This is a genomic window from Moraxella sp. ZY200743 (assembly GCF_050885545.1).
Taxonomy (GTDB): Bacteria; Pseudomonadota; Gammaproteobacteria; order Pseudomonadales; family Moraxellaceae; genus Moraxella; species Moraxella haemolytica.
This window is the reverse complement of the sequence record NZ_CP091313.1, coordinates 1,516,986-1,543,441: the sequence shown is the minus strand read 5'-3', so window position 1 is coordinate 1,543,441 and position 26,456 is coordinate 1,516,986. Positions and strand designations below refer to the sequence as shown.

At 44.4% G+C, this 26,456-nt stretch carries 41 protein-coding genes; 15 read left to right on the top strand and 26 right to left on the bottom strand.

The genetic code is table 11. The features are described 5' to 3' along the window. The first annotated feature begins 349 nt into the window (after nt 1-349). Nucleotides 350-553 (top strand): hypothetical protein, encoded by a 204-nt coding sequence (locus L3D27_RS07620; RefSeq protein ID WP_373627196.1) that lies wholly within the window; start codon nt 350-352, stop codon nt 551-553. Between the two features lie 32 nt (nt 554-585). Here the strand turns inward: L3D27_RS07620 and L3D27_RS07615 are convergent, their stop codons facing one another. The 22 genes from L3D27_RS07615 to L3D27_RS07510 all read right to left on the bottom strand — a co-directional run bounded on the left by L3D27_RS07615 (nt 586) and on the right by L3D27_RS07510 (nt 15,338). Next, on the bottom strand, nt 586-1,188 hold the full coding sequence (locus L3D27_RS07615; protein WP_373627195.1) for a hypothetical protein: 603 nt from the start codon (nt 1,186-1,188) through the stop codon (nt 586-588). A gap of 86 nt (nt 1,189-1,274) precedes the next feature. Further along, nucleotides 1,275-1,598 (bottom strand): phage tail assembly protein T, encoded by a 324-nt coding sequence (locus L3D27_RS07610; RefSeq protein ID WP_373627194.1) that lies wholly within the window; start codon nt 1,596-1,598, stop codon nt 1,275-1,277. A gap of 8 nt (nt 1,599-1,606) precedes the next feature. Next, on the bottom strand, nt 1,607-1,954 hold the full coding sequence (locus L3D27_RS07605; RefSeq protein WP_373627192.1) for a hypothetical protein: 348 nt from the start codon (nt 1,952-1,954) through the stop codon (nt 1,607-1,609). A gap of 9 nt (nt 1,955-1,963) precedes the next feature. After that, nucleotides 1,964-2,410: a hypothetical protein gene (locus L3D27_RS07600; RefSeq protein WP_373627191.1), complete on the bottom strand. Its 447-nt coding sequence runs from the start codon at nt 2,408-2,410 to the stop codon at nt 1,964-1,966. A 21-nt stretch (nt 2,411-2,431) separates the two neighbouring features. Beyond that, a complete protein-coding gene (gene gp17, locus L3D27_RS07595; RefSeq protein ID WP_373627189.1) occupies nt 2,432-2,797 on the bottom strand; it encodes a tail completion protein gp17 in 366 nt (121 codons plus the stop codon). Beyond that, the gene (locus L3D27_RS07590) at nt 2,790-3,290 is read right to left on the bottom strand and encodes an HK97-gp10 family putative phage morphogenesis protein (protein WP_373627188.1); all 501 of its coding nucleotides are present in this window, start codon (nt 3,288-3,290) and stop codon (nt 2,790-2,792) included. Before L3D27_RS07590 ends, gp17 begins: the two co-directional genes overlap by 8 nt. Next, nucleotides 3,287-3,607: a phage head closure protein gene (locus L3D27_RS07585; RefSeq protein ID WP_046696322.1), complete on the bottom strand. Its 321-nt coding sequence runs from the start codon at nt 3,605-3,607 to the stop codon at nt 3,287-3,289. The genes L3D27_RS07590 and L3D27_RS07585 overlap by 4 nt, the downstream gene beginning before the upstream one ends. Nucleotides 3,608-3,615: 8 nt before the next feature. After that, nucleotides 3,616-3,903 (bottom strand): head-tail connector protein, encoded by a 288-nt coding sequence (locus L3D27_RS07580; protein ID WP_373627187.1) that lies wholly within the window; start codon nt 3,901-3,903, stop codon nt 3,616-3,618. Further along, a complete protein-coding gene (locus tag L3D27_RS07575) occupies nt 3,903-5,216 on the bottom strand; it encodes a phage portal protein (RefSeq protein WP_373627186.1) in 1,314 nt (437 codons plus the stop codon). Before L3D27_RS07575 ends, L3D27_RS07580 begins: the two co-directional genes overlap by 1 nt. Further along, complete coding sequence (locus L3D27_RS07570) at nt 5,216-5,392, bottom strand: DUF7302 family protein (RefSeq protein WP_196296429.1); 177 nt, start codon at nt 5,390-5,392, stop codon at nt 5,216-5,218. Before L3D27_RS07570 ends, L3D27_RS07575 begins: the two co-directional genes overlap by 1 nt. 95 nt (nt 5,393-5,487) lie before the next feature. Next, entirely contained in the window at nt 5,488-6,828 is a 1,341-nt protein-coding gene (locus tag L3D27_RS07565; RefSeq protein ID WP_373627185.1) for a phage major capsid protein, read from the bottom strand. Further along, nucleotides 6,825-7,454 carry an HK97 family phage prohead protease gene (locus L3D27_RS07560; protein ID WP_432480815.1) on the bottom strand — a complete coding sequence of 210 codons (630 nt, stop codon included), beginning with the start codon at nt 7,452-7,454 and terminating at the stop codon, nt 6,825-6,827. The genes L3D27_RS07565 and L3D27_RS07560 overlap by 4 nt, the downstream gene beginning before the upstream one ends. 47 nt (nt 7,455-7,501) lie before the next feature. Next, nucleotides 7,502-8,335, bottom strand: a complete 834-nt coding sequence (locus L3D27_RS07555; RefSeq protein WP_432480814.1) for a DNA adenine methylase — start codon at nt 8,333-8,335, stop codon at nt 7,502-7,504. Then, complete coding sequence (locus L3D27_RS07550; protein WP_373627182.1) at nt 8,238-8,495, bottom strand: Com family DNA-binding transcriptional regulator; 258 nt, start codon at nt 8,493-8,495, stop codon at nt 8,238-8,240. The genes L3D27_RS07555 and L3D27_RS07550 overlap by 98 nt, the downstream gene beginning before the upstream one ends. Before the next feature lie 47 nt (nt 8,496-8,542). Then, nucleotides 8,543-8,671: a hypothetical protein gene (locus L3D27_RS07545; RefSeq protein WP_373627181.1), complete on the bottom strand. Its 129-nt coding sequence runs from the start codon at nt 8,669-8,671 to the stop codon at nt 8,543-8,545. Then, nucleotides 8,668-10,422: a terminase large subunit gene (locus L3D27_RS07540; RefSeq protein WP_432480813.1), complete on the bottom strand. Its 1,755-nt coding sequence runs from the start codon at nt 10,420-10,422 to the stop codon at nt 8,668-8,670. The genes L3D27_RS07545 and L3D27_RS07540 overlap by 4 nt, the downstream gene beginning before the upstream one ends. 1 nt (nt 10,423) lies before the next feature. Continuing rightward, the gene (locus tag L3D27_RS07535; protein ID WP_373627178.1) at nt 10,424-10,855 is read right to left on the bottom strand and encodes a hypothetical protein; all 432 of its coding nucleotides are present in this window, start codon (nt 10,853-10,855) and stop codon (nt 10,424-10,426) included. A 113-nt stretch (nt 10,856-10,968) separates the two neighbouring features. Further along, a complete protein-coding gene (locus tag L3D27_RS07530) occupies nt 10,969-11,274 on the bottom strand; it encodes an HNH endonuclease (protein ID WP_373627177.1) in 306 nt (101 codons plus the stop codon). A 2-nt stretch (nt 11,275-11,276) separates the two neighbouring features. Continuing rightward, entirely contained in the window at nt 11,277-11,429 is a 153-nt protein-coding gene (locus L3D27_RS07525) for a hypothetical protein (protein WP_155399987.1), read from the bottom strand. Between the two features lie 203 nt (nt 11,430-11,632). Continuing rightward, nucleotides 11,633-12,058, bottom strand: coding sequence for a hypothetical protein (locus tag L3D27_RS07520; protein ID WP_373627176.1), 426 nt, complete (start codon nt 12,056-12,058; stop codon nt 11,633-11,635). A 357-nt stretch (nt 12,059-12,415) separates the two neighbouring features. Beyond that, nucleotides 12,416-15,061 carry a DUF5906 domain-containing protein gene (locus tag L3D27_RS07515; RefSeq protein ID WP_373627175.1) on the bottom strand — a complete coding sequence of 882 codons (2,646 nt, stop codon included), beginning with the start codon at nt 15,059-15,061 and terminating at the stop codon, nt 12,416-12,418. Nucleotides 15,062-15,128: 67 nt separating this feature from the next. Then, nucleotides 15,129-15,338, bottom strand: coding sequence for a YdaS family helix-turn-helix protein (locus L3D27_RS07510; RefSeq protein WP_078274138.1), 210 nt, complete (start codon nt 15,336-15,338; stop codon nt 15,129-15,131). Nucleotides 15,339-15,537: 199 nt separating this feature from the next. Between L3D27_RS07510 and L3D27_RS07505 the strand changes: the two genes are divergently transcribed. The 11 genes from L3D27_RS07505 to L3D27_RS07455 all read left to right on the top strand — a co-directional run bounded on the left by L3D27_RS07505 (nt 15,538) and on the right by L3D27_RS07455 (nt 19,909). After that, a complete protein-coding gene (locus L3D27_RS07505; protein ID WP_373627174.1) occupies nt 15,538-16,203 on the top strand; it encodes an XRE family transcriptional regulator in 666 nt (221 codons plus the stop codon). A 184-nt stretch (nt 16,204-16,387) separates the two neighbouring features. Beyond that, nucleotides 16,388-16,585, top strand: a complete 198-nt coding sequence (locus L3D27_RS07500) for a hypothetical protein (protein WP_373627172.1) — start codon at nt 16,388-16,390, stop codon at nt 16,583-16,585. Beyond that, on the top strand, nt 16,582-16,932 hold the full coding sequence (locus L3D27_RS07495; RefSeq protein ID WP_373627170.1) for a hypothetical protein: 351 nt from the start codon (nt 16,582-16,584) through the stop codon (nt 16,930-16,932). The genes L3D27_RS07500 and L3D27_RS07495 overlap by 4 nt, the downstream gene beginning before the upstream one ends. Next, a complete protein-coding gene (locus tag L3D27_RS07490) occupies nt 16,923-17,213 on the top strand; it encodes a hypothetical protein (RefSeq protein WP_373628943.1) in 291 nt (96 codons plus the stop codon). Before L3D27_RS07495 ends, L3D27_RS07490 begins: the two co-directional genes overlap by 10 nt. Beyond that, complete coding sequence (locus L3D27_RS07485; RefSeq protein ID WP_373628942.1) at nt 17,213-17,437, top strand: hypothetical protein; 225 nt, start codon at nt 17,213-17,215, stop codon at nt 17,435-17,437. The genes L3D27_RS07490 and L3D27_RS07485 overlap by 1 nt, the downstream gene beginning before the upstream one ends. A gap of 23 nt (nt 17,438-17,460) precedes the next feature. After that, on the top strand, nt 17,461-17,811 hold the full coding sequence (locus L3D27_RS07480; protein ID WP_373628941.1) for a hypothetical protein: 351 nt from the start codon (nt 17,461-17,463) through the stop codon (nt 17,809-17,811). Continuing rightward, nucleotides 17,808-18,638 carry a DUF2303 family protein gene (locus L3D27_RS07475; RefSeq protein WP_373628940.1) on the top strand — a complete coding sequence of 277 codons (831 nt, stop codon included), beginning with the start codon at nt 17,808-17,810 and terminating at the stop codon, nt 18,636-18,638. Before L3D27_RS07480 ends, L3D27_RS07475 begins: the two co-directional genes overlap by 4 nt. 56 nt (nt 18,639-18,694) lie before the next feature. Then, nucleotides 18,695-19,111 (top strand): hypothetical protein, encoded by a 417-nt coding sequence (locus L3D27_RS07470; protein ID WP_373628939.1) that lies wholly within the window; start codon nt 18,695-18,697, stop codon nt 19,109-19,111. Between the two features lies 1 nt (nt 19,112). Continuing rightward, nucleotides 19,113-19,244, top strand: a complete 132-nt coding sequence (locus tag L3D27_RS07465; RefSeq protein WP_432480812.1) for a hypothetical protein — start codon at nt 19,113-19,115, stop codon at nt 19,242-19,244. Beyond that, the gene (locus L3D27_RS07460; protein WP_432480811.1) at nt 19,234-19,635 is read left to right on the top strand and encodes a hypothetical protein; all 402 of its coding nucleotides are present in this window, start codon (nt 19,234-19,236) and stop codon (nt 19,633-19,635) included. The genes L3D27_RS07465 and L3D27_RS07460 overlap by 11 nt, the downstream gene beginning before the upstream one ends. Further along, nucleotides 19,625-19,909 carry a pyocin activator PrtN family protein gene (locus L3D27_RS07455; RefSeq protein ID WP_373628351.1) on the top strand — a complete coding sequence of 95 codons (285 nt, stop codon included), beginning with the start codon at nt 19,625-19,627 and terminating at the stop codon, nt 19,907-19,909. The genes L3D27_RS07460 and L3D27_RS07455 overlap by 11 nt, the downstream gene beginning before the upstream one ends. Here L3D27_RS07455 and L3D27_RS07450 read toward each other — a convergent pair. Beyond that, entirely contained in the window at nt 19,878-20,990 is a 1,113-nt protein-coding gene (locus L3D27_RS07450; protein WP_373628353.1) for a site-specific integrase, read from the bottom strand. The genes L3D27_RS07455 and L3D27_RS07450 overlap by 32 nt on opposite strands. A gap of 138 nt (nt 20,991-21,128) precedes the next feature. Between L3D27_RS07450 and dusA the strand changes: the two genes are divergently transcribed. Continuing rightward, complete coding sequence (gene dusA, locus L3D27_RS07445) at nt 21,129-22,118, top strand: tRNA dihydrouridine(20/20a) synthase DusA (RefSeq protein WP_432480810.1); 990 nt, start codon at nt 21,129-21,131, stop codon at nt 22,116-22,118. Nucleotides 22,119-22,197: 79 nt separating this feature from the next. Here the strand turns inward: dusA and L3D27_RS07440 are convergent, their stop codons facing one another. Next, the gene (locus tag L3D27_RS07440) at nt 22,198-22,932 is read right to left on the bottom strand and encodes a CPBP family intramembrane glutamic endopeptidase (RefSeq protein WP_432480809.1); all 735 of its coding nucleotides are present in this window, start codon (nt 22,930-22,932) and stop codon (nt 22,198-22,200) included. 276 nt (nt 22,933-23,208) lie between these two features. Between L3D27_RS07440 and glmM the strand changes: the two genes are divergently transcribed. Beyond that, nucleotides 23,209-24,570, top strand: a complete 1,362-nt coding sequence (glmM, locus tag L3D27_RS07435; RefSeq protein WP_432480808.1) for a phosphoglucosamine mutase — start codon at nt 23,209-23,211, stop codon at nt 24,568-24,570. 5 nt (nt 24,571-24,575) lie between these two features. Here the strand turns inward: glmM and L3D27_RS07430 are convergent, their stop codons facing one another. Then, complete coding sequence (locus tag L3D27_RS07430; RefSeq protein WP_373628358.1) at nt 24,576-24,698, bottom strand: hypothetical protein; 123 nt, start codon at nt 24,696-24,698, stop codon at nt 24,576-24,578. A 247-nt stretch (nt 24,699-24,945) separates the two neighbouring features. Between L3D27_RS07430 and lolA the strand changes: the two genes are divergently transcribed. Then, a complete protein-coding gene (gene lolA / locus L3D27_RS07425; RefSeq protein ID WP_284673058.1) occupies nt 24,946-25,614 on the top strand; it encodes an outer membrane lipoprotein chaperone LolA in 669 nt (222 codons plus the stop codon). A gap of 321 nt (nt 25,615-25,935) precedes the next feature. Here lolA and L3D27_RS07420 read toward each other — a convergent pair whose 3' ends face one another. Next, nucleotides 25,936-26,382: a hypothetical protein gene (locus L3D27_RS07420; protein ID WP_432480807.1), complete on the bottom strand. Its 447-nt coding sequence runs from the start codon at nt 26,380-26,382 to the stop codon at nt 25,936-25,938. Between the last annotated feature and the right edge of the window lie 74 nt (nt 26,383-26,456).

Genomic DNA, 26,456 nt, shown 5'->3' with positions numbered 1-26,456 from the left:
GCGGCTTAAAGATGAATAAATAAGCAATAAAAAAAGCAAGTATTTATCAAAAATACTTGCTTTTTAAGTAGGTTTAACCTATAATATAAACATCAAGGCAAGGGGTAGGAGCCTTGCCTTGTAGGTTGTGAGTCTGCTACCTTGCAAATGCAGCTCTCCACCAATGTAAGGAGAATACGATGAAAGCCTTTCAAATCATCATCGTAGCGGTCTTTATCTTGTACAGCTTACCAGCTTACTAAGATAAACGCCTAAGTCAAAACCCATAAGGATTTGATATGGCGGAGCGGCAGGAAACACCGCTCACCCCTTACACTTTTTATCATAGCACATTTTAAGGATTTGTCAAATGCCAAAACTGACCGACAACCCAAAATCACGCACCCAAATCCAAGCCGACTCTGATGCCAAGCGTGGCATCAAGCTAAAAGCCTTTAAACTGCATACTGACGACATTGATTTTATCGTACAATCTGCCAAAGAGCTGAGGTTAAATCAAAATGAGCTTTTAATGAATGCCATTCGTGATTATGTCAAAAAAGCACAATCTTGATTGGATTGTGCTTGATAAAGAATGATTGTAAGTTAGTGTTGCCAGTCTAAGCCTGCGATATTAAACTCAAACTGCTCTTTGCCATGATTGAAGAATGGAGCTTCAATAATGACGCTTTTTGAGCTTTTCAGCTTCTTAATGAATGCTTTGGGGTTATCAAAGAATAGCACATCATTCAAGCCGTTATCTGCATTGGACATTCTGTATGTCTCAATAGCACCATCATCAAATTTAACAGCGATGCTGCAGCCATCATAATTGCAATCAAACTGACCGCTGACAATTCTTAGCATGGCATCAGTGCCGCTTTGGTTGTGGCGTAGGTTGATGGCTGCTTGCGACTTACCATAAGGAAATGAAAAGTCTGCTGCATTCGTAGATAGTGTATGGGCAAAATGTACTTTCGTCCCACGCATCTTGTCTTCTTCTTGCTGATAATCCCAATTTGACGCACTGGCAGGCTCTGCCGCTGCTGTGGCTGTGTTGGTAGCTTGTGCGTCTTGTGTATCTTGTGTGGTTGGGGATTCAGTCTGTCCATCGGCTCTTTGTTCGCCTTTTTCCTTACTGTCAGAGCAACTATTGGCAAATACAACAAGCATAAAAAGAGCAATAGCGATATAAACCAGTTTTTTCATGATATTGTCTCAATCAAAATTGCACTGGTTATAATATACACCAAAAGCAACAATCAGGCAATTAAAATCAAACAAAACAGCTAAAATCAGCTGTTTTGTTTGGCAAGATGAGCAAAATAATCTTTCATCGCTTGCACATTGGCTTGTCGCTCTTGTGCTTGCTTTTGACGCTCTTGCTCGGCTCGCTCTTTATCAGACAAAGGATTTGGGTCATACAGAATGAAATCGTCAAGCGATGATTGTGGGTCGCCTGATTGCACATACGCCAAAAGGGCGGTCTGCACATCGCTGCGATAACTGCCGATGGGGTCGAGCTGGTCGTAAGCCAGCCATTCGTTCAGCTCATCTTCTGACAGCTCTGCCATCAGTCTGCCAACCGTCATGCCCAAGTGTCCCGCCAATCGAAACAAAAACCGCCTTACTGGGGCGGCTCTGAGTTTTTTTCGGCTTGCTCAATCGTCAGCATCGTCTGGCTGTTGAATGCTGCTACAGCACTGGTCAGCACATCTTCAGGCAGCTCTGACAGCTTGTCAATGTCTGTATTATCAAAGATAAGCTCGCCTTTGGCATCACACATGATGAGCGTAAAGGCGGTGGCATTGCGTTTGCCATTGTCGGCAGATGTGATGGCATCGGCGTAATGTTCTCGCTCTGCCATCGTAAATCGCTTGATGTAGGCTTTTTCGCCTGTTACTGGGCAGGTGTAGGGGATGGGTTTTGGTTTGTGCTTGTCGGTTAAGCCAAGCAGTTTAGATTTAAAGCTCATGTTTTACTCCTATGCTTCTATGGGTGTGCCATCGGCGGTAATCGCCACAGGTTTATCAGTCATGGATAGGGTGCATTCCATCCGCATTTTTTTGGCTTTGTCCAAAGATGGCGTCATGTCGGTAATGCGACCTTTGAACTGCTGATTGAGTGATGGAGCATCTACAAAGCGAAATTGCCAAGTTAGCTCGGTATTGTCATCGTAAGCCTTTTTTAAAGCGGTGTGATCAGCATTACCTTCGATGTGGGCATAGCTGAATTTAATTTCACTACCTTCATAAAAATTGACAGGTTCTTCGATTTTGACATGGCTGTCGGTTGGTGTGATGTCATCGACGGTCTTTTTCTTGGGTGGTGGGTCAGCATTTTGTAGTTTTGGAACTTTTTTAAATACCTTGCCATCGGTGGAGTAGTGCAGCTGATAAAAGCTGTCGGCAGATGAGTTGTTGTCGCTCATGGCGGTCTCCTATTAGGTGGCTTATGCCACAGTGGTTGAAAATTGAAAATCCATGCTATAACGAGCAAATTTGGTTTCTGGGTCGTATAGCCTTTGACGGCTAATGAACTCACAGTGCTTAATGCTTGATAGCATGACGGCGATAACTTGGTTTGATAATTTTCGGCACTCTAAATGTGTTTTATGATATACATCGACTTGCACACGCACATACTCAACGCCTAAGAACTCATCAAGTACATTATCTGCTATCGCATCTATCTCACGATAGACGATGTAGGGCGGGGCGATGAGCTTACCTGTAGGCTGCTCTGGCACATAGTCCACATAGGCACGCTTGTCCACAAGGGTGGATAAGATAGGATACATCAAGGCATAACTATCCATCGTCTGCACTCTCCAATAATGATTGTTGTTTGGCGATGTTTTGGGCGAGCTTAAAAGAAAATCTTTGAAATGCCTGCATCACATTAGCATCAAAAGCAGGGCGAAAAAACGGATAGGCAGGCTGTTTGACTGTGCCATACTCAATGAATGGCCAGTAGTTCGGATATAGCTTTTGTTTTTTGTCTTTGCCAACATGAATGGCGATGCCAGCATTGACGCCCAATTTTCTAAGCTCTGATTTTTTGAGCCGTCTGCGTTTGATGGCATTACGAACCAGCCCAGGCTTGACTTCGACATACTTTTTTGAAAATCTGCCATAGTTCATCTTGTGGGCTTTTTCGGCGATGATGGCTCGGCGTTTGGCATCTTTCATCATCGGCGTGGCGGCATAAGACAAGGCGCTATATAAGGCTTTTTTTGCAATTCTGTCTTCAAAGGCTGCCAATGCTTCATCCAGCTCTTTTAGTCCATCAATCTTAACTTCGATTTTCATACGGTTTCTAGCATGAGTGTTAAGTATTCTCTGCCACCCCTTGGGTCGGGCAGGGGGTCGCCTGTAATGGCATAGTGCTGGTCTTGATGTACCAGACGCATACCGCTGGTGATGCCTACTTGATGGCGTATCGTACAGCGTGCCACCATGCGGCTACCTGTGCCTTGTGCAGCGATGACATCTTTGACTGATAGTGGTGTAAAAGCTGCCCATACTTTCTTTGTTGGTAGCCATTCGGTGATATGCTCGCCCAGCTCGTTAATTGTAGATTGCTGAGTAAGCAGTGTTACTCTATGCCTTAACTGACTTGCATTCATAATCTCCCCTAAAAAATGGGCATACGATACGGACTTAAAATTTGCCGTACAGGAGCGGGCAAAAAGTTGCCAAACTCCGCTCCGTTCTCGCTGTTTCTATTGTCATCAAGATAACCAACCATTAACAGGGTAGCAGTTTTTAGGCTGGGTAGCATCTTGTCCGTGATTTCGTCTGTGATGTAGTTTTTAACGGCATTTTCGGCACTTTGCAGAAAAATTGTCAAAATCTCATCGCTGTCATCATCGTCGTATCGCAGATGGTGCTTGACTTCATCAAGCGTGGCAAATTGGCTCATCACTTATCTCCTGTATCCAGCACGCCACGAATGCGTAAACGGGGCTTGACCGTTTTTTGTGGTTCGGTAGGCTCGGCTTTGGGTGCATGGCCAAAAGGATTGTCGCTGTTGTCTCGTTTGGCGAGTGCCGACAAGCTGTAATTTTGCTGTTGCATCAGCGGACTTTCCCCACCGACCACAGGCGGTAAACCCAGTGTTGCCCTTGCTTCGTTTGGGCTAAAAATACCGCTCATCGTACCTTCTTTAAGGTAGGCGATTTGGCTGGTGCTGTCCATGCGGATAAGTGGGCTTAAATCCGCCTCACATTCCACGCCTTTTTCAAGGTCAAGATGTTCATCAAGCAAGTTTTCAATCGCCTCAATGTAGTGCTGCAAGCAATCTGAGTAGTAGATTTCGTTCAAATCCGAGACTTTCTGACCTGCCTTTGCCTCACCCATGCCGACTTTAAACGCTGGCACATGAAACACCGAGCAGACCGTTTCGCTGCTCATTTTTAGCTGTTCTAGGGCTTGGCTGTCTGACGCACTCATGGCAATCGGTTCATATTTTGCCCCACTTCCAAGCACGGCAATACCGCCACGATTAACGCCTGTGTAGCTTTTCTGCCAGTCTGATTTGACTTTATCCGCCTTTTCTTGGTTGATGTCGCTCGGTACGGACAAAATCCCGCTTGGGCGAGAATTATTGCCAAACAGCGTGCGAGATTGGTTTTGAATGGAAAGCCCAAGCCCTACGCTCATCGCACAAGCGGTTAGGGGCGATAAGCCGACAAGTGGGTGGTATAGGCAGTTGTAGCGATCGTGAATGATTTCGGACGCTGGTACGGTGGTATCAGTTAATCCGTACAGTTTATCGGTGCTGATTTGATAAAACACTTCGCCAGTGTCCGAAACAAGCACCTTGACACGGTCGGGGTTTAGGACATAAAGTTGCCACACTTCGCCAAAAATATCCCGCTGTTTTAAAATGTAGGCATTGCCACGCAGTAGCTTGGAGCTGACCCAGTTTTCGATGAATTGCTGCCAAGTTTGGTGCTTGTTTGGACGGTGCAGGATTGCTTGGCTGCGTGATTTGGCAGGCAAAAGCACGCCGTCTTGTACCGACTTTGTGCGAATGCGTAATTTGCCAATGTCAGCACTAATCAAGCTCACACACGCAAACACCGCATGAAAGCTGGTTAAATCGGTGCGTTTTAACTCATCGTTTTTTTGCCACGCCCCTGTGTAGGGTTCATTGATGATGGGTAGCCAGTAGTTACTGCCAGTTGATACAGGGGCGAGCGATTTTTTACGGAATAAATCAAAAAAGCCCATTAGGAAAGTTCCAATTCTGCGGTTTTGTCGGTTTTTGCTTTGGTTCGCTTAGGCTTTTTGTCTGTCAAGGCTTCGGCAATACCAAGCGTGATCAGCACTTTAGCTTGGTCATCTGGAACATCAGCCGTTTCGCCTGTCGCCCCAAGCGGTGCGTCTTTTAAGTATTTGATTTGCATTTTTAACCCCTTAATCTGCTGTTTTTGTTGTGAATAAGCCCTTTATCCACAACAAAAACAGCCCATTGTTGGACTGTTTTTTGGTGGTTTTTGGTTTAATACTTGATATAGCCGACCGCCTTGGCATGGCGTTTTTTCCAGCGGATAAAGCGTTCGGCACGGATTGCGGTAAGGTTGTTTTGGAACAGATTCACCAAGTTTGGCGTGCGGTCATCGCCCATGTTGATGGTCGCTTCGTTCGACACCGAGAAATCCACACCGCCATCATCGGCAAGCAGGATTTGGCCTGGCACGATTAGGACAATCTTATCGGCAAGCTGACCACTCGTTACCACTGGCAAGCCTTTTAATGAGCGATTACCCACAAGGCTCATGCCTTCAAAGTAAGTGCGACCCAAGGCATCACGCATACCAGACAGCTGCATCGCACGAGTTTCGCTCATTGCCCAGTACGCACCTTCAAGCGTTAAGCCGCTATCGACGATTTGAGCGATTAGGGTTTGCAAATCAGCATCCACCTTGTCGCTCGTCGTACCTGTCGCTGTGATGGCAGACACGCCATTGAGCACAGACGCAGGGGATTCTGCAGTCTCTGCTTTCTCAGGGTCAAAAAACTGCTGATCAATAAACTGAGCCACTGTCTGCACCAAATCATCACGCACCATTTGGTCGGCTTTTGGATTGCTAAATCGGATCATCTCATCCGACAGTAGTACAATCCCAGCAAGCTTGGCAAATCCTAGGGTCATTGAGCCAAATTCAGGATTACCCACAGGCTTCATCTTACCTTCGCCAACCCAGCCGACACTACCGCTGGCGGTCTGTGTTGGGATTTTTACATTGAATGGGACTTGTCGCATTTGGGCGGCGATTTTGTCTACCACGGTTTTTTGACGGACAAGCTCAATAAATTCTCCTGTCAAATTGGCATAATCTACAAGCTCTTTACCAAAATTAGTCTCGGTGGTTGTGCCGATGACTGCCTTTTGGGTGGCGGCGTTGATGACGCTTTCGGGTGCGTTCCAGCCTTGCAGCACTTCACGAGTGGTAATGCCGCCTTTGGACTTGGTGGCGATCGCACTTGCCTTGACTAGCAGGGCAAAGCCTGTGCCTTTTGGCAAATTAGATTCTACTTTCACGCTTTTGGTCTCTTTGGGGATAGGCTCGCCAGTCGCACTTGCCACTGCTTGTTCTGGATTTTCACCAACAATCTCGGTAGGATTTGGGGCGGTTTCTACTGATTTAATCAGTTTTTGTAAGCGTTCGGCGTTCTTTTCTAAGCGATCGATGTCGGTTTCTAATGCCTTGATGGTGGCTTCATCATCATCGCTTGGGGTGTGTCCGCTTGCGACTGATTTTGTCATAATCTCGCCAATTTGAGCGTGTTTGGCTTTGATGGTGGCGTTAATTTGTGCCAGTTGTACTTGGTAATTCATAAAAGTTTCACTCCGTTTGTGGGTAAAATTAAAGCAACCGCACCATTACTGGGGGTTGCTTTTTTGATTGTGGTTTGGGTTGGTGGTGGTTTTGGTAATTCTGTTAAGCGGTTTATCGGTGGATTTGGCGTGGGTAGGGGCGGCAAGCCAAACGCCTCTTTAATTTGTTTAACGCTAGTAATAACCGCATCGGCATTAGCAGGGATAGTTACAACGGATAATTCGTACCATTCCCATTCTTTGATATGCAGCCCCCACGAGCTTTCCAAATAATTGTATTCTTTGATTTTAAAGCCAACGGACAAGCATTTAACCAGTCCGCTTTTGACAGATTGCCACGCTTCATCAATACGGTCTTTTAATTTGCCGTCATCTGCGATTTTGGCAATTTTGGCGACAATCTCAATGCCTTTGTCGGTAATGGTTGCCTGTATCACTTCGCCAATGGGTTGATTGTGATTGTGCTGCCACAGTAGCGGGATTGGTAAGGCAAATTTTGCCCCTGTCGGCTCTAAAATGTCATCATCTCGGTCGGTGCTGGGTGTCGTGGCAATGCCTGTGATAAGGCGTTCATCGTCCGTGTCGGTTACCGATTTGATTTGTAGGGTTGAGTAGGCTTTGGTCATTATCATTCCTAAAAAATAAAACCCCTATTGGCAGGGGCTTGGTCTCACTAAAACCGATAAAGCATATTGTCTTCATATTCGGCGTTATAATTGATGTGGCTATTTACGCTCACTTTTTCAAAGTCGCCAATGCGTTGCCACATTGCAGGTTCGCAGTCTTTGAGATAGTCCATATAATCCAACAGCTCACTTCTTGTACTGCTAAAAAACAGATACGGCGGACGCACCAGTTTCATTAACCGCAAAAACTTTGTCATGCCAAAATACCCCGTCATCGCATACGCTTTTTGCTCGGTGCAAATATAGGGCGGATCAAGCAATAACAAGGTGTTTGGCGTATTGGCATATTTGGGTATCAAAGTCTCAAAACTTTCATGCGTAATAATTAGCCCGTCCAAGTAGCCGTCCGCATTGTCATAATCGCTGGTACGGACGGTGTTATACATTTGGTGGCTGGCAAGCTCGCTGATGTGATTAATTTGCTTGCCACTAAATAACAACCAAGTGCTGACACTTCTAGCGTCCACATAACCATCAAAGTCGTCAATCGCCTGTAAAATTCGCTCTTTTAACTCGTCTGATATGCGTTTTTGGCGTGGCACATCTTGTGTCATTTCAAACAAAATGTCACGCAGACGGTTAATATCATCAATGTGGGTCAGCCGTTTTGTATAGCCGTCAAAGTCGTTATAAATAACGGTGGCTTTGGGCTTGTAGGCTTTGGCATTGTTGGCAAGTAGTCCACTACCGCCAAACACATCAATAATCGCCCAATTTTCGCCGTCATTTGGGATTTTGTCCAAAATCTTGCGAAATTCCTTTAAAAACATTCGTTTTTGGCCCACGAATGGCAGGGGTGCTTTTTGGTATGCTTTGGTCATCAAGATTACCTGTGCTTGAGTCTCTTTGGACTTCTGGCAAGGCGTTCTCGACGCTCAAAACATTAAACGCTTTACAGCGTGGACATTTGATTTCTAAATCATTAAAGTTTCCAATTTTGGCTAATAATCGCCCACAGGAGCGACAATTTACTTGTTTCATGGCTCAACCTATCGCAATTTTGTTAAAAATGTGATACCCTTGCCACGCTATGTACATAGTAGCAGGGTTTCGCTTGCGACAAGCTCGGTTTGTCGTAGGGGTGGCGGACTGTTACAGCAGTCCGTCATCGCCCTGTTTTTATCTGCCCACTCTATGAGTGGGTTTGTTTTTGTCAAAAATAAACCCCAATATCATCAGCACTCTTTGGCGGAGCAGGGTTTTGACTCATCAGTGCCACGGCGTTCAGCATCGCAATCACTGGGTCAATCTTACCGTTACCGCTTTCAGATTTGCTCATTGCCACGCTTGTGCCTGACAGCTTGACTCGGGCATTGCCCACGCACCACGCCATGATTGGCTGGTTTGCATGGGTTAGGTCGCCACTGGCGATTTTGCGTTCGCATACTTTTTGATAACCGCCCAATCGCCAACCTTGCGACACACCTGTGATGTGCGTGTCTTTGGGAATACCGATGGATTCTAGGGCGATGAAAATGTCGTCCGCCCCAGCGGGGTCAAGCCCAATCTTGTCAAGTTTGCCACTGTCATAGATTTTTTTGGCGATATCGGCAAACTCAGCAACATCATCGCCGACATTTTGCACGATGACAAGGTCGCCATCGGCTTCAAAATCTCGGTAGCGGGGTTCGTCCTGTTTTCGTCGTTCAAGGGCGATGGGGTGACACCACGCACGGACCCATACCCACCACTGCTTGACTTCGTGGCGGATATTATTGTCATCGGTGTAGATGTATTTTGGCGTGGGTAAGCGTCCGACCACTGCACAACCAAGCAAGTCATCAAGACCGCCGCCATCGCCGCCCATGGTAATCACTTCCGATTTTTCAATGAGTTCATCAAGCGTAAAATCTCGTCCTGCTTCTTCCCAAAACTCCGCCCCAGCCCAGCGGTTTGCACGGAGCGAAATGCCAATTTCCACATTAAGATGCTTTGCCAAAAAGTCTTGCAATTCGCTTTTGTTGGGTGATAGTTTAGCTTTTCTAAATTCACTTACTAAAAACCGTTCATTAACGCTTGCCCCTAGATTTGGGTTGGTAATATACCAGTTTTCTTGTTTTAGATGTTCTCCGTTTTCAAGCATTGATTTGGGGAACTCGTACAACACGCCCAAAAATTCATTATCCACAAACGGCTCATAACAACCTGTTTGTTCATTAAGAACAGGCGTTTTGTCACGCACCATTCTAGCGTAGTCCAGTTTTTCTTTCATCACTCCTGCGGGCATTTCGTTGCTCATTGTGGTTAAATAAATTACAAAGCCATCTGGACGACTTGCTAAACCACCTTTTGCCTCACGGAGCATGGAGGCTGCCCCCTCTCGCTTACCAAACACCCAAATCTCATCTACTAAAATATAGGTATATTTTGCTCCCGCTAGAGTATCATTCTCAGCAGCGACAACTTTTAGGGTGGATTTATTGCCAAGATGAGTAACGGTTTTAGTGTGTGCTGAAATGTTAAATATCCTAGAGAGTACGGGGTCGGCTCGTATCATTGCTTCCAATGGGCGAAAGCTATTGTCTGCCACCTCTTTTGTGGGAGCGATGATTGCCATTTCGCATTCTTTTCGCTCGTTTAGTACAAGGGCGGTAAGCATGATGCCTGCCGCCAAGGTGGATTTTGAATTTTTCTTGGAGATGAGTAAGAAAAACTCTTTAATCAACCTCTCTTTCTTTTGGCAATCAAATGCTCCAAACACCGCCCCAACAAAGTCGTACACCCAGTCTTTACTTACATCGCCAATCATGGGTGACTCATTGACATCAACGAGTCTTAATTTTTTAAAGAACTTTAAAGCAATTTCGGCGGCTTCAGGAAATAAGGGTTTGCACGGTATTAAGCTGTCTCCCTTGATGATTTTCTCTTCCCAGTCGGGAAGTGCGGTTGTCCAAGTAGGTGTTGTCATTTCAGTTAAATAATTTGCCTTGCATTTGCATTGTCAAAGAACCGTAATCGCCTATTGCAAGCTGTTCTGCAGTCTCTATTTTGCTTTCTTTTACGCCTTTTTCGCCCTTTTTCGCTTCTTCATAGGGCATTAGGGCGATAGCTGCTTTTAAGCGGTGGTCTGGATTATTTTCCACATTGTTAAATACACTTTCCAAATACTCACGAGGGCTTAGTTTCTCGGTTATGTCTGTGGGATTGTTTTCTTTTTTGGCGTAATACTCGGTTAATTCTTTAATGCGTTTTTTTATACTTTCATCGCCATCAAGGTTTCTTTTTTGGCGTTTGGCACTCTCCAAATTATCCACCTTGTAGCCCGCTTGCTCCATTGCATCCAGCCAGTCATAACCTTTTGCGATGCACTTAGCATAAGTTTCTATACATTTTTTCGCCATTACTAGCTCCTATTTATCGCAATATCCAATAAATATTCCCTTTTGGAAAAACGGAAAAATTTACCGAAGCGGAAATTTTTTTATACACGAGTGGGGGCGTGGTGTCCGTGAAATCAGCTTAAAAATTGTTGCACTCCCCCCACCTGACTTTCAGTCTGCGTCTTGGTTTTGTGGCAGGTGTGGCAAAGGATTTGTAGATTTGACCTATCATCTGTGCCGCCTTGGGCGACATTGACGATGTGGTCTAGCTCAAGCTGTCCGCCAACTCGTCCGCAAGCTTGGCAGGTGTAGTTATCCCGTGACAAAATCTCATCACGAAGTCGTCGCCATGCCCTGCCGCCACGACCTTTGCCCCAGTTTTTCTTTGGGGTGTGGGATTGGGCAGGTTTTAGGCGGGGTTGTAGGGTGGGGAGTTTCATTGTTACCACCACTTAACCGCATTGATAAAGCCAGTGCAAACAAACACCGTCAAGCACAAGATAATCCAGTTAATCAAGAAGCGAACTTTTGGCGAGTTTTCGTATTTTTCTAGCATTTTGACTACCCATTGACCGAAATCTATGTTAAAATTCATGTTAAGATTTATTCCTACTGCAATTAGGTTTAAATTAAAAACCCCTTGATATGTCCAGTATCAAGGGGTTTTGTTTTGCCAAATAAAAAGCTCTTGCAAGCGAATACCTGCAAGAGCTTTTGGGTTATTTTATTATGATGATGCCCGTTATCTATACCAAACGGCTATCATAGCAAAATGATACTAAAAAGTGTGCCATCTTGTCAATAGCCTGCTTGAAAGTTTTTGCCGAGCTGGGCTTGGACTTTGCCAGCGACGACTTTGGCGATGGCGGTGATTTGATTGATGATGTCATCGATGGCGGTGTCAAAGGGCAAACGATAATACTGACGGCGACTGACGCCAACGCAGCACGCTCGTTCTTTGACAGGAAAGATGCGCAGGGCGTTAGGCTTTTTGGGATAAGACAATTCGGTTAATGCTGCATGAATGACAGGCTGATGGTATTTGGTGGGTAGAGTTGTTAGATGTTCGGCAAACTCGGTGGCAAGCACAGCGATCAGATGTGTACGAGCGACATCGTCAAGATAAAAATAATACCGATAGCAGGCATCAGCAAAGGGGCTGACCTTGGCATAACTTTCGGCGGCGGCGATGAGTTGGGGTTTTGGGATTTTGTGGCTGAGCATGATTGTCCTTATATTTTGGTGTGATGGTTGATTATCCGATGCTGTGATGGGTTTTGTCAAATCATACGAACCCTTAACAAAACCCTTAACATCTGTAAGCCCTGATATTATTAGCTTGTAGATAGTGTGTGAAGGGTGTGAAGGGTGTGAAGGGTTTATTTGGTGTTATGAGAAAAAAATTTAAAATAAAATTTTGCCATTTAATAGAAATAAAAAAATTAGCCCTAACGGTTCACAGTTAGGGCTAAAAGCTAGATGTATTAAGGCTTTGATGATGTGATGGGTCGTGTGAAGGGTCTAATCAAACCCTTCACACCCTTCACAGTTTGAAAATTTTGGATTTATATCATACTGGTTTTAAGTTTTATTTTCCAGCATATATCTGCCGATTGCTTTCTTAAATGATAAGATAGCGTCTCCGTACCAGCTTTGGTCGGGCTTTTCATCGCCAAAATTGAGATAAATGACGGTGGATTGCTTATTGACCCTGCCAACGACTTTGCCGTTCTGCTCGATGTCGTAAGCATAGCGAACGATTCGCTTGTCTTCACGCAACCCCACAAAGGTTAAAAACTTGGTGGCGGATGTGCTACGCTCGCCATTTGCCTTGCACCAATGCACATAGTAGGCATACAGGTCTTGGGTCAGGCAGGTCTGATACGGTGCGTCTAGTAAGTGTTCTTTCCATGCCTTGTAGAATCGCTCCCAGCTGGACATGGAGAGTTCTTGTAGGCGTGTTTTGGCGGTGGTCTGTATTGCCTTAGTATGGGCGTTTTGCTTGCCCACATCTCTATACAGCAGATAAGTATAAAACGCACGGATCAGCAATTCATCATCGCCATCAAGCATTTTTTCTACCGATGTCTGAATGTCCGTGGGGATTTCGCTGGTGGGATATAGCACCACATGACGACGATCATTCTCATCAAGCGATAACGGCTGCATATCGTTCGACAAAAACACGGTATTGACAAAGTTATCTTGCGTCCAGCCGCTGACGAATTTTTTGTTGATATATACAGTGTCGCCTGTGATGAGCTGCTTAATCATGCCCATCTGACTGTATCGCTCTTTGCCTTGCAAAATCTCTTCAAATACGCAGAACAATTTACCTTCCACCCAGTCGTTGTACTGGCTGTCTAGCTGACCTTGACCGAGCGTGAGCTTGTACTGCTCATAAATGCGACGCATGATGCGGTCAAAAAACAGTGATTTGCCCGCTCCTTGAATGTGTCCATGTACAATCAGGGCGGTATCCATTTTGGTGCCTAGATTCTGCAAAGGGATAGCCAGCCAGTTTAGCACCCAGTCAAGGGCTTGTGTATCCGTGCCGCATAGATGCTTAACCAGTTCAATCACAGGCGAACACATACCATACAAAAACGCTTCGCCAAACTTTGATGGGTCAATGCCAAGCTCCATCGCAGTCAAGGGCTGAATAGTTAAATCCTTGAAGGTATTGATGTAATTTTCGCCATGTGGAGCAGTTTTGGTGCGAGTTGGGTCAAACCAGATGTTGTCCGACTCGACTTTTTGGCGGTGGACGGATTTTTGCCAGTCGTCAAATTCATTGGGAAATTCAAGGCGGAGCGTCTCGATGGGCTGTCTTTTACCCGTTTTAAAATTGAACACTTCTTTGGTGCCTTGGATATACCAATATTGCTCAAAAATACTGGCATAAGCGATGGCGGCTTGTGCGGATTTGTTGGTATTGACTTCTTGGCGAGTGATGACTTTTTGCTTGCCACTATAAAACCACGCATTCGCCAACTCACGACCAACCAAGCCCATAAAATGCGTTTTTGTCATTTCGGTGCATTGTTCGGGGTCGGTGGGGTGCTTATAATACACTTTGTTGGTCAGCTTACCCACTTCTTTGATCATGTAGAAGTGATCAGTGATGTCATCCAGCGTGTAGCCGTCCGTGGTGACAGGCCGTGGACGATTTAGGGCGTGAATCATCTGAGCCTTAACCACTTCCATGCCAAAATGAGCGTGCAGGTCGTTATAATCGGTAAGCTCGCCAGTCGTGGTGCGTTCATCATTGCCAAAGTCAGGGCTGATGACTTCGCCCTGTGCGATGTCTGCTGCTTGTTTGGCTGCCAAAATGCCTGTGTTTTTGTTTGTCTTAATCTCGGTCGCTTTGTCGTCATCAGCACAAAAGATGAGCCGATGATGTGGGTATATTGTGCGTACAATAGACGCACATTTTACCATATTATCAGCGTTAAACGAGATGATAACAGGGTGTTTGCCAGCGATGCTCTCATAAATACTTGCACCTGTGGCATAGCCTTCACAGACAAAAATCGTATCGCTTGCCAGTACATCGCCCAGCGTGCAGAACGCACCACCGACCAGACCGCCTTTAACAAAGAGTTTATTACCATCTTGGTCGATGGACTGGACATTACACAGCGTGATGTTGCCTGTATTTGTATTGTGAAAGTACAAAGGAATCAGCAGATTGCCCTTGTTGTCCACACGCAAGCCATGCGACTGTACGCCTTTTTTGGTCAGATAAGAGTGGCTATCACAAGGTGTGGCGGTGTGCCAGCGGTCTTGAGCGGTTTTGGCAGCGGTTTGTCGAGCTTGTTTTTTGGCTGCCTTTTCAGCCGATTCTCGCTCGGCTTGTGCCTTTGCCCATGCCTTACGGTCAGCTTCCGAAATGGGCTTACCGCCATCAATGCCAAGAATATCAGCGATGAGTGCGTGCGTGTCGTAAGCATCATGCCCTGTGTAGTCTCGCACGAGCGTATAACCGCTCCCAGCACCGCATTGATTACATATCCATGAGCCTGTGCCGTTTTTGTCATCACAGCGAAAGCGATCCGAGCCACCACATAGGGGGCAGGGCTGATGTTTTTTGTGATTGGAATGTAGCTTGATGCCCACCGCAGGAAAGATACGGCTGACATAGTAGCCGTTGGCTTGGGATTGGATATGGTCGAAGTTTAGGGGTGGGCGTGTGTTTTGCCCTTGTTTTTTGTCTTTGCTTGTCATATAATAATCTCGCTTGCTAGTTAAGCACTTTTAAGCCCATTGGTTGCCCCCAATGGGCTTTTTCTTTTTAGAGTTCGTAAAGGTCGGGTCTAAGCTCGTTGGGTGGCACGCCTGTCGCTTTACTGATTTTTAAGACATAGCTGGCACTGGCTCGTTTGTCACGAGTAAGCATGATGCCGATGTGTGTATAATGTTTGCACCCTATCAACTCGGCAAGTTGCTTACGACCGCCTGCAATCTTTACTGCCTTTTGGAGTGCTTCAAGAGGTGTTGTCATAAATAAGTACCTTTGTATTTAAATTTTCCCCATTTTAAAACTTTTGTATTCATAATTCAAGATATTTTTTAGTTAGATAATAATACAAATGTATTTTATACTATGAGCAAGGATAGGCGATTTATAATCGTTTTGTTGTTACAGACTTTACCCATTAACCCAATGACGGTATTAACCGTAAACATAAGGACTTAGCAATATGTCAAGACAAACATTCGGAGAGCGTGTCAGATATGTCCGTGAGCTTAGAGGTATGACACAGCAACAACTTGCTGATTTGGCAGGGTGTGGACAGGGGCAGATTAACGCCATAGAAAGTCGCAAAAGCATACAAAGCAAGTATGCCCGTGATATTGCATTGGCTCTGAATGTAAATCTTGACTGGCTTTTGAATGGCAATGGGGCGATGGAAGTGAGCGAGCAAGGTACAATCACAAAGGTTGCGGATTTTGATGCGTATTCGCAAAGGGAAGTTGTGCCAATCCGCCACTACAACCCCCAACATAGGAATAAACTCATGCTAGAAAAAACAACACTGGAGGTCTTGGGGGTCAATCCGCAGGACGCAAGGATTGGTGTTATTGTGGGGGATAGTATGTCGCCCATCATCAATGACAACAGTGAAATTGCCTTTGATGTTAGCAAGACACAGATTAAAAACGGCAAGATATACGCTTTGTTGGCGAATGATGTGCTGTATTGTGCCTACCTACAAAGCAAACCAACCCCACAAGGCGAGCAGGTGCGACTATTTTACGCCAACTCATCTTTGTACCCTGATGAGACGATGAGCAGCGAACAGTTTTTTGCCACCTACAAAATCCTTGGTCATGTCTTTTGGTGGTCAAGCACTCAAAGCTGGTAAAATCCACAACTCATCACTCCCTATCAAGACCGCATGAATGGTAATCCGTTCATGCGGTTTTTCATGCCTTTTATCCAAAAATAACAACACCTTAGAAAATTTTTTCGCAAATAACTACAAAATATCTTGCATTTCTTAAATACAAATGTTTTAATATATCTGTATTTAAGAAATGGAGTCGTTTATGCTAAATATTGCCATCAAGCCCCAGCAGGTCGGCGAATTTATCCTAAAAACAGCGATGATTGGTCTTTTTGCCTTACTGTCATTGCGTGGGTGCGACATTGCCCTAAAAAAGCAAGCAGAAGTTGACTATCAAGAGTGCCTATCATGGCAAGCGGACGGTTATCCCGTCAAATGTGATGTGGAGAAGTACAGATGAGCAACCAGCAATCAGATAATGGCACAAATCTCATCATTGACGCACTGCTGGCTCGTATGAGTGAGCTTGACCGTTTTAGTGATGATGAGCGTGTTATTACAGAGCGAGCGTTATTGCCGCTAGATGTCGTGGTTAATGATAAAGGCGAATTTGGTTTTGTCATCGAAGCAACGGAATATGGTTATGACGACAATGGCAACAAGCGTTGGAGTGTGGATTTTGCAGGTGGCGTGCTTATGATTATGCACGGTGGTGAGAACGAGGCGGTGCGAACCATCTACAAGACCGAAGGAGTAAAGGCAAGAGCGTATCTTGTCAATTATTTTGGAGATAAAAAATGGCTTTAACCACAACCAAAATCCGCCGTGAGCTTGCCAAGATGGTGCTAAGTACCAGCCATGCTTGCACCGTGCGAAACGATGCCATCAAAAATCTGACGAGCTATGAAAAGAGTCAAAATGGCGATGTCCGCCTAGAAATGCTATTCGCTGTATATGGTCAGCTGTCGTGGCTGTCCCACCATGTGCGAATGATCAATGATAGGCAGGTGCTGCCTAGCGAGAGAGTGTTTTTGGCAGATGCTTTGACATTCATTTTTAAAACTTATGAAAAGCAGCGGAGCGTGTGATGTCAGACAATTTGTCATTTTGTGCCACACCGCTCGCCGCTCGTCGCAAGCGATGGGATTTTGGTACACATTGCTTTTATGCCAGACGCCTGCTGGCAAAGCACCCAGATGGGATAACCATCAGACAGGCACAAGCATCATTAGCCCTATCTTATGCCACCGCCAAAAATGTACTGATGGCGGTGGGTGTGGAGAGAGATGGGAAGTTTTATCAACAAGATTAACCCTAACCACTCGGAGGAAAATCATGAGTGAATTTAAATCAACCGACGCCTGTGAATTTCTCACAGATTTGACAGGCGGAGCGTTTGCCGATCAGATCGGCATGGCAATCAGCGATGTATGCAGTCAAGTGATTGCCACGGGCAAAAAAGGACAGGTTAAACTGACCTTTGACATTACGCAACTTGGCGAAAAAGGCATGGGTCAGGTTTCGGTCAAGCACAAGCTCGACTACACCGCCCCTGAGACCTTTGGCACACGAAAAGAAGACTATGTGCGTGAAACGCCGATGTACTGCGGTCGAAACGGCACGGTAAGTCTATTCCCTGCTGACGAAGTTCAGCTATTTTCAACACCAAAAGAGGTATCTGTATGACAAACATTTTTGAAAAACACGAATCTGACCTTGCGGTCGTTGCTGACCTAGCACGCCCAGACATCTTAAAATTTGGCGACAATGGCATTGCTTACAACGGCAACATTAGGCTTGGCGATATTGACAGTTTTCTTGACGCTCGCACTCGTAAGCGTGGCACATTTAGCACTGATGACCTAACTTCATTCAGTGAATTTGTTGAAGTAAATGGCACAGCGGCAAATACCAAGATTTTCATTGACAAATCAGCGATGGAAGCAGTGGCGGTACTAAACTTTGGCGATGACAATTATCCGATGGGACATTGTGATTTTTGCGCGGTTTTGACCGCTAATCCCACCAAAGTGTATGAAAAAATCACTGATTTGCATAATTATGGGCGTGTCAGCCAAAAAGATTTTGCGGTATTCTTGGAAGATTGGGGCGGTCAGTTTGTCGCTTTGGACGAAAACGGCGAAGAGATTGCCATGAAAAAAGCCATCGCTGTTATCCGAGACATGAAGATTGATGAGCTTGCCGAAAGCACGAGCCAAGTCGGTAATTTTAGAGAGTCTCGCTCACGGCTTGAAACGGTGGCGGTCAAATCGCAAGCAGGGCTACTGCCAGCGTACTTTGAAATCAAAAACACGCTGTATGAGACCCTAAGCGAACCAAAAACTGTCAGACTTAGATTGTCCATCAATACCGCCAATGGCAAGCCCGAATTCACCCTATCTATCGTGGGTTATGAGCTTTTGACCGAAGAGTTGGCAAATGACTTTTTGCAAGCGGTCAAAGATAAGCTTGATTCTGAATTTTGCTTGTTCTTTGGTAAATTTCAAGGTTAATTTTGGAAAAAGCATACAGCCACGAGGTTTGTGGCTGTATGTGGATGGCAGAATAAATGAAAACTAAATCCAGAAAACACAAAATCGCTAAAAAGCGTGAGCAAGGCAGGCGAAATTACCAAAAAAAGCTCGACCACGAACGCAAACTACAAGATAAGCTTGGGATGGAGGTGTTCGGTTATTGGCAATTCCCCATCTATGGCGAGAGTGCCGAAGAGGTATTTGCCCGCAGTCGGTTCTTTGGTGATTGGCGACCACAGAGGGTTGCAGTTGATGATGAGCGGTTGTTCTTTATTGAGGTGGTCATCAAAGATGATGTGCATGGTCGCACTTATGTGACGGATATGCAGGTCGGACCTTGTGGATTTGGTGAAATTTATGGGGCGGTGCTGGATAGTATGGATGAAATTTACGCTGAAAATCCAGAGCTTACGCCGAACGGCTACACCAGCTACGCACGAGTAAGGACTTGATATGATGTATGTACACACAGGACTGTACGAACTGCCGATATTGATGACAGTGCGATACAGACCACTAAACTATGTTGAATTTTGCCTACTATGGGCGTGGAAAAGAGAAAAGGAGCGTGAAAATGAGCAATAAACTAAGCTATGACGAGATTATTAGGGCTCTAAAAGAGCATAGAACGGTCGAGTACCGTTGTCTAGGTCATGATGAGTGGTTTAAGTTAAGTGGCATGAGCGATGTGAATGTCTTTTTGTCTGATGATATTGAGTTTCGCATGACATCAGAGATGGTTGCTGTTGGTGATGTGAGTTTTCCAAAACCTGAGAGCGAACCATTGCAAGATGGTGATAAATATTGGATAGCTGACCCAATGGCTAACAGCTACGCAATACTAAGTATGTGGGTAGGCAATAAATTGGATAAATTGGCTTTAAGTAAAGGGCTTTTGCACAAAAGCAGAGAAAATGCTATCGCACACGCCGAAGCCCTTATCAAACTAAGTGGAGGAAGTATTGATGCAGAATAAAACCATCCAAGCTGCAATCTCCACCCAAGACTATCTATTTTTACAGTTTGGAAAATTGGTGGTGGAACTGCGTGAAGTGTGCGAAATTTATTATCCGCACCTTAAGCAAAGCCAAATTAACCGCCTAGCCAGCGAGCAAGGTTTTGCTTTTCCTTGCTTTCGCCTTGCCGATAGCCAAAAATCACCTTATTTTGTTCATTTGTCCGACTTGGCGACCGCCCTTGACAAAGCAAAGAATGCGGTCAAAAACGATCATTCAAAACTTCACGCATAACTTCATCAAAACTAAGCGTGTTTGCCCTTTTATGCACCGACACATACCTTTGTAAACTCCCCCAACTTCTGTGCAGACTCACTGACTGGATTTGGGGGATTGTCATTCCCTGTTCTGCCAATCTTGTACAGGCTTCGTGGCGTAAATCATGAAAATGCAAATCGTCAATATCAAGTAAATGACAGGCTTCTGTGAATAATTTACTTATCATCTTATGGCTTTCTGCTACCAAATAAGTATCATCGGCGGTATGCTGTTTTAATAAGTCAATAATTTGTCTTGTCTCTGGCAATACCATAAATTTTTGATGGTTACCAAGACTGCCTTTAGGGTTTTTTACATCTCGTACCACAAACACACCGCCCAAATCATCGTTAAGTTCTAAGCGTGTAATTTCAGCTTGCCGTCTGCATGACAATAGAGCAAACCACATAATTAGGTGCATTGCCATACTGCCATTTTGCCAAGCTTGGTAAAAGTGTTTGGTTAATTTGATAAGTTCATCACTCGTTGGTAAGCGGTCTCGCTTATTAGACGGAGCAACATTGCGGGTCTTTTTAAGCTGTTTCAATGAACGCCTTAACGCATTCATATCAATGTCCACGCCCCACATAATATCTGCGTGGTCTAGCACCCCAAAAAGGTAAGTAAATTCTGAGCCAAGCGTGGACGGACTAATAGGGTCAAGAGCGAGAGCTGGAACGCCAGTTTTGCGTAAATTGGCGTGGTCTGTAATATCAAGGGGGCTAATGACGGTCAAAGGCAGTTTGGCGATGGGGAATTTTTGTAAAAGCCTTAGGGCGTGCATTTTTGAGCGTCCAAAGCCTGCCCCAAGCTCGCTAATATAGCGGTCAATCGCATCGCTAACCGTTAAATCATCGCTGATACCTTTTGCCCCAAATAAGAGTTTTGGATTGTCTTTTAATTCTTGTTCTCGCTTGGCTATCCACGCCTGAGCGAGTTTTTTTGTGCCAAAATTGGCACTTTCACGATAAGGCGGAAAACCTTGCTTATTGATGCGGATTTCAGCATAATAGCGGGGCGTGCCGTCTTTTGATTTTTTGGTACGAATACTACCCATTTTTGATGACCTTTGGTAAGATTTTTTCCGCAATATTTTACGCAAATTTTCCGCAAAAAACTACAAAAATAATCAAAAATACGCTAAAATAATCAAAAATAATTAATAATCCCAACCCCCTAAAAGGCTTACAATACAATGCTTTCCCTACAAAACGCTTTAAAATCAAATACTAAGAGAATATCCCTAGCTCCGATGATTGACTGGACGACAGCGGATTTTCGTTATTTTGCACGCCTATTTAACCCTGATATCCATCTATACACTGAGATGATTAGCACCAGTGCCATCTTAAAGGGTGATGCTGATTATATTTTACGACATGATGACATAGAGCACCCCATCGTCTTACAGCTTGGTGGTTCAGACCCATCTGAGATGGCACGCTGTGTACAGATTGCTGATGATATGGGTTATGATGAGTTTAATGTGAATGTTGGCTGTCCGTCTGACCGTGTTCAGCACAATAAAATTGGTGCTTGTCTTATGGCAGAGCCTAGCTTGGTGGCTGATATGGTGCGTGCGATGAAAGATGCTACCAGTAAGCCTATAACGGTCAAACACCGCATCGGTATTGATACTTTTGATAGCTATGAGTTCATGCATGATTTTGTGGAGCAGGTAATGAATGCAGGGTGTAGGCATTTTATCGTTCATGCTCGCATTGCGTGGTTAAACGGATTATCCCCCAAAGAAAACCGTGAAATTCCACCGCTTCGCTATGATGATGTATATCGGCTAAAAGCAGATTTTCCAGAGTTATTTATTGAGATTAACGGCGGTATTAACGACATTGATGCCATCAAGACGCACCTAAACCATGTTGATGGCGTGATGATTGGGCGTGCTTTTTATCATAATCCAATGCTGATGGGTGAGTGTAATACTCTGTTTGGCAGGGCGATACCGACTCGTGGTCAGGTTTTGGATGCTCTGTGTCCTTATTTAGAAAGGCGAGCTGGCGAAGGGGCGAATTTGGCAACGCTAGCACGGCACTATTTGGGGTTGTTTCAGGGTCTATCAGGAGCAAGAAAATGGCGGCAAGAGCTAAGTGGTAAACGCACGCTGAGTATTGATGACATTAGGCGAGCGGCTGATGAAGTCTTGATAATGAATGACCAAAAGTGATTGTTATTCAAGCGATGGGAGAGTAAAAAGAATATTTTCCATCGGTATTAGATGTATATCATGCCAGCTGAGTTGTTGCTTATGTATACAACAAATACATCACCATCGCCAAGCCATTATTAAAAATATGTAGCAATATAGGAGCGATGATAGAGCGACAATACACTCGAGTATAGCAAAAGATGAGCGAAAGCCCAAAGATGATTCCCATCTCAAAGAGAGTGTATTGTAAATGAATGCTAGCAAATAGTACGCTGTTTATGATGCTAGCACAAAGGATAGAGATTTTTTCGCTGTACACCCCAAAGACCTGTCGCCACGCATCAAGCAGTACGCCACGAAACATCAGCTCTTCATAGATGGGGGCGACAACTGTCATTGCTACCACGAGTAGCGGTAGATGGGCGGTGCTCATCAGTCTATCCATGAATGCCATCGGCGTTCGCCCAAGTACATGGATAATAAGCTCACTTAGTACCAAAAACAGCAAAAGCCACCAAAGGCATACCGCCAAAGAACGCCAATAAAACGGACGCACACCTAGTATCTGCCACATACGCTGACCATCACGCCAAAAAGCCAGTCCGACGCATAAAAGACTCATTGTGATACAGGTGGAGATGGTCGCCATGCTGACCAAAACACCATGATGGCTGGCGTTTAGCACATCCAAGCCTGCAAAATGCCCAAATCCCCACAAAAAACCTGTCTGGCAGATGAATAACGCCACAATGAGTAGTAGTGTACTGCCCATTGCATAAAGCAGGGCAAAAGAGCGGTTCTTAGGCAGGTTGACCTGTATGTGATGATTCATAAGGTGTGGGGTATCTAAAAATAGTGGTTAGGGGTAGCTAGCGATAAAACCATCTACTTAAATTATCTATTGTAAATGAAAAATGAGCAAGTAAACAATTGTTTAGTCGTTCAATAATTGCAAAAAATGATTTGATGAGATGATCTATCATAATATTTGGCAACACAACATTAATGATGGGTTGCTATTTTGGTTAAAAAGATATGCTATAATGGTGATGATATTTTATTATTTATAAGATTGAATGATTAAATAAAAATACAGCAGAGGTGGAATGTGAGCTATTTTGGTACTGATGGTATTCGTGGTGAGTTTGGAATGTTTCCGATTACCCCTGATTTTGTGCTTCGGTTAGGTTTTGGGGCAGGTCGTGTGCTGGTTAGGCAAGCAGGAGAGGGTAGACGCCGTCCAAGCGTCATTATTGGTAAGGATACCCGTATCTCAGGCTATGTGATCGAAGCGGCACTTCAGTCGGGTTTTAATGCTGCTGGTGTTGATGTGCATTTGTTAGGACCGCTACCAACGCCTGCCATTGCACACCTAGTTAAGAGTTTTCATGCGGACATGGGGGTGGTTATTTCAGCATCACACAACCCCTATTATGATAATGGCATTAAATTTTTCTCGCACGAAGGCAAAAAAATCTCTGATGAGCTTCAAGAGATGATGAACCAAGAGCTAGATGTACTCATTGGCGATGGTAGTGTGGGATTATCAAGATTGACAGGTATCAAGGCGGATAATATTGGTAAGAGTTATCGTGTGGACGATGCCAAGGGTCGTTATATTGAACACTGCAAGGGTAGTTTTCCATATCATTTAAGCCTAAATCCTTTAAAAATTGTCGTAGACTGTGCCAATGGTGCAGGGTATAGCGTCGCCCCTCGTGTATTGCGTGAGCTGGGGGCAGAGATTATCGCCATTCATAATACCCCTGATGGCATCAACATCAATGATAACTGTGGTTCAACACACCCAAACTCCCTACAAACAGCCGTCCTAAAGCATGGTGCTGATATTGGCATTGCCCTAGATGGCGATGGAGACCGCATCATCATGGTGGATGAGCAAGGAGATATCGTTGATGGTGATGCGATTTTATATGTCTTGGCTAATCATCTAAAGCCAAAAGGCGTGGTCGGTACGCTGATGAGTAATGTAGCCTTAGAGATTGCCATGCGTGAGCGTGGTATAGAGTTTCATCGTGCCAAAGTGGGCGATCGCTATGTCATGCAGACCCTAGAGACGCATGGACTTAGTATCGGTGGTGAACCGTCAGGTCATATCTTGTGCTTGGATAAGAGTCGCACAGGCGATGCCATTGTGGCAGGCTTGCAGGTACTCATGTGTATGGTGGAGCAAGGCGTACGACTAAGCGAGCTATCAGCAGGTTATACACCATTTCCTCAGACGCTGATTAATGTTCGCTTGACACAGATGGCAGATCCTTATAGCAACCCAAACTTGGTGCAAGCGTTTAATGTGGCAGAACAGACTCTAGCGGATCAAGGTCGTTTGCTGATTCGCAAGTCAGGTACTGAACCGGTGATTCGTGTGATGGTGGAATGTCAAGACGAACACCTGTGCCAAACGCTAGCAAAAGACATCGCCGACCAAATCGCCAAAGAGATGTCATGACATATTTATGGTGTCTTTTTAAAAACAGCAAAAACAGTACAGCACCCCAAAGTGGCAAGGTCATAAAATGGTGATTGGCGTTCTTTGGCGGTGTTGCAAGACAAGGACAATCCTACCAATTTTGTCATATTTTCATGGTGTGTCTTGCATCAATTTTTAGCCGGTCAGCAACAATTTTTGTATATGGTTGCAAATCTCTACTAGATTGTAATATAAAAAACTGGCAAAATCTATCCATTAACTAAAAAAGGTTGTGTGGTTGATTTTAGACGATTAAACCATCGCAAAAATCGCACCATGATAAGATGAAATCAAATCTATTGGTTACCCAATCTTAATCAACCAAAAACAGTCATCAATCATTGGAGTATTGATATGCTAACTTCTAGCAACATTAAAGCGATGGGTGTAAAACTTGGTCTGGCTGGTAGCGTTATTGTCATGAGTTTGACCGCTGTATTACCTGTCATTGCGACCGCTGCACCTGCCAGTCAAATGCAAGCTGTGCAAAATTTAAATGAACTGCTGTCAAACACCAAGTCCATGACTGCTGATTTTAACCAAACGGTAAAGGCGGGTAAAAGAACCATGACTTCAAGTGGTAGTATGGCGGTACAACACCCAAGTCAGCTTCGCTGGGAGACAAAGTCGCCAGCACATCAGTTGATTGTTGCCAATGATCTAACCATGTGGGTTTATGACAAGGATTTAAATCAGGCGATCAAACAATCTGTCGCCAACCAAGTGGGCGATACGCCAGCATTATTACTATCTGGCGACACCGCTAAGATTGCGGACAGTTTTAATATCTCTCAGCCAAACAACACTAAGAACTATTTTAAACTAACACCAAAATCAAATAACGCAGGGTTTAGTGAAATGTATATCAGTTTTAATGGTGGTAAACCTGTGTTTATGAGTATTGCTGATGCAATGGGTCAGCAGACGCAAATCCGCTTTTCTAATATCAGCCTAAACAAAAAGATCAATGCTGATCAGTTTAGCTTTACTCCACCAAAAGGAGTATCGGTTGTCAATCAATAACACAATGGCTATCGTATAAAGGTTGTAATGACCCATCTATTAAGAAACCCAAGCACGAATCATAAATGACCGGTTAATCATAGATGATTTTAGTGCTTGGGTATTTTTATATCGCCATCGGGAGCAAACTGATTTTATAAAAGTTTGACTGGGTTTTTAAGTGTGGCGGTTGATGCCCGCCGCGAAAAATTTCGCCTATTTATGCAATAAATATCTTTTTGGTTTTGTTGCACTATGTGCAAGATAATTTCATTTTGACAAATTTCCTTATAAAAAATGCCCCAGTCTTACTTAGGGCATTTGCTTTTTTATCTTACTTAGTTATTGCAAAAATTTGATAATCTCCACCAGCTTATCCTCAATGTGGCGAATGACCAGCTTTTCGGCTTGGCTTTGTTTTTCAAAATCAAGGTTGATTTGGTGTTCTGCCAATTTTTCTTTGATGAGCTTAAAGTAGATGTCAATCATCGTGGTGTCGGTTGGTTCTTGGATGGTTTCATCTTGCTTGGTGCTTGCCTGATCAATCAAGGCGTATTTCTTTAAACAAACATTCAATTCATCAAGATTTTGGATTTCAAAGTTTTCAATCACTTCATTGCACTCATCATCTTCCCAAACCGTCAAAAACATCTGCTTGTCAGTAACTTTACCAATCATCAAATAACAATTGACATCCCGAAACCAAAGCACACCATCGTCCATCTCGCAGTCAAAATCTACCACACCATACTCTTGGATAAAATTTGAAACCGTTTTAATGTCTAACATCACATTTACCTTTAACTTGTTAATTTATAAGGCACATACTGCCGTACTCATAGGGCGTAGTCCAGTCTTTTTGC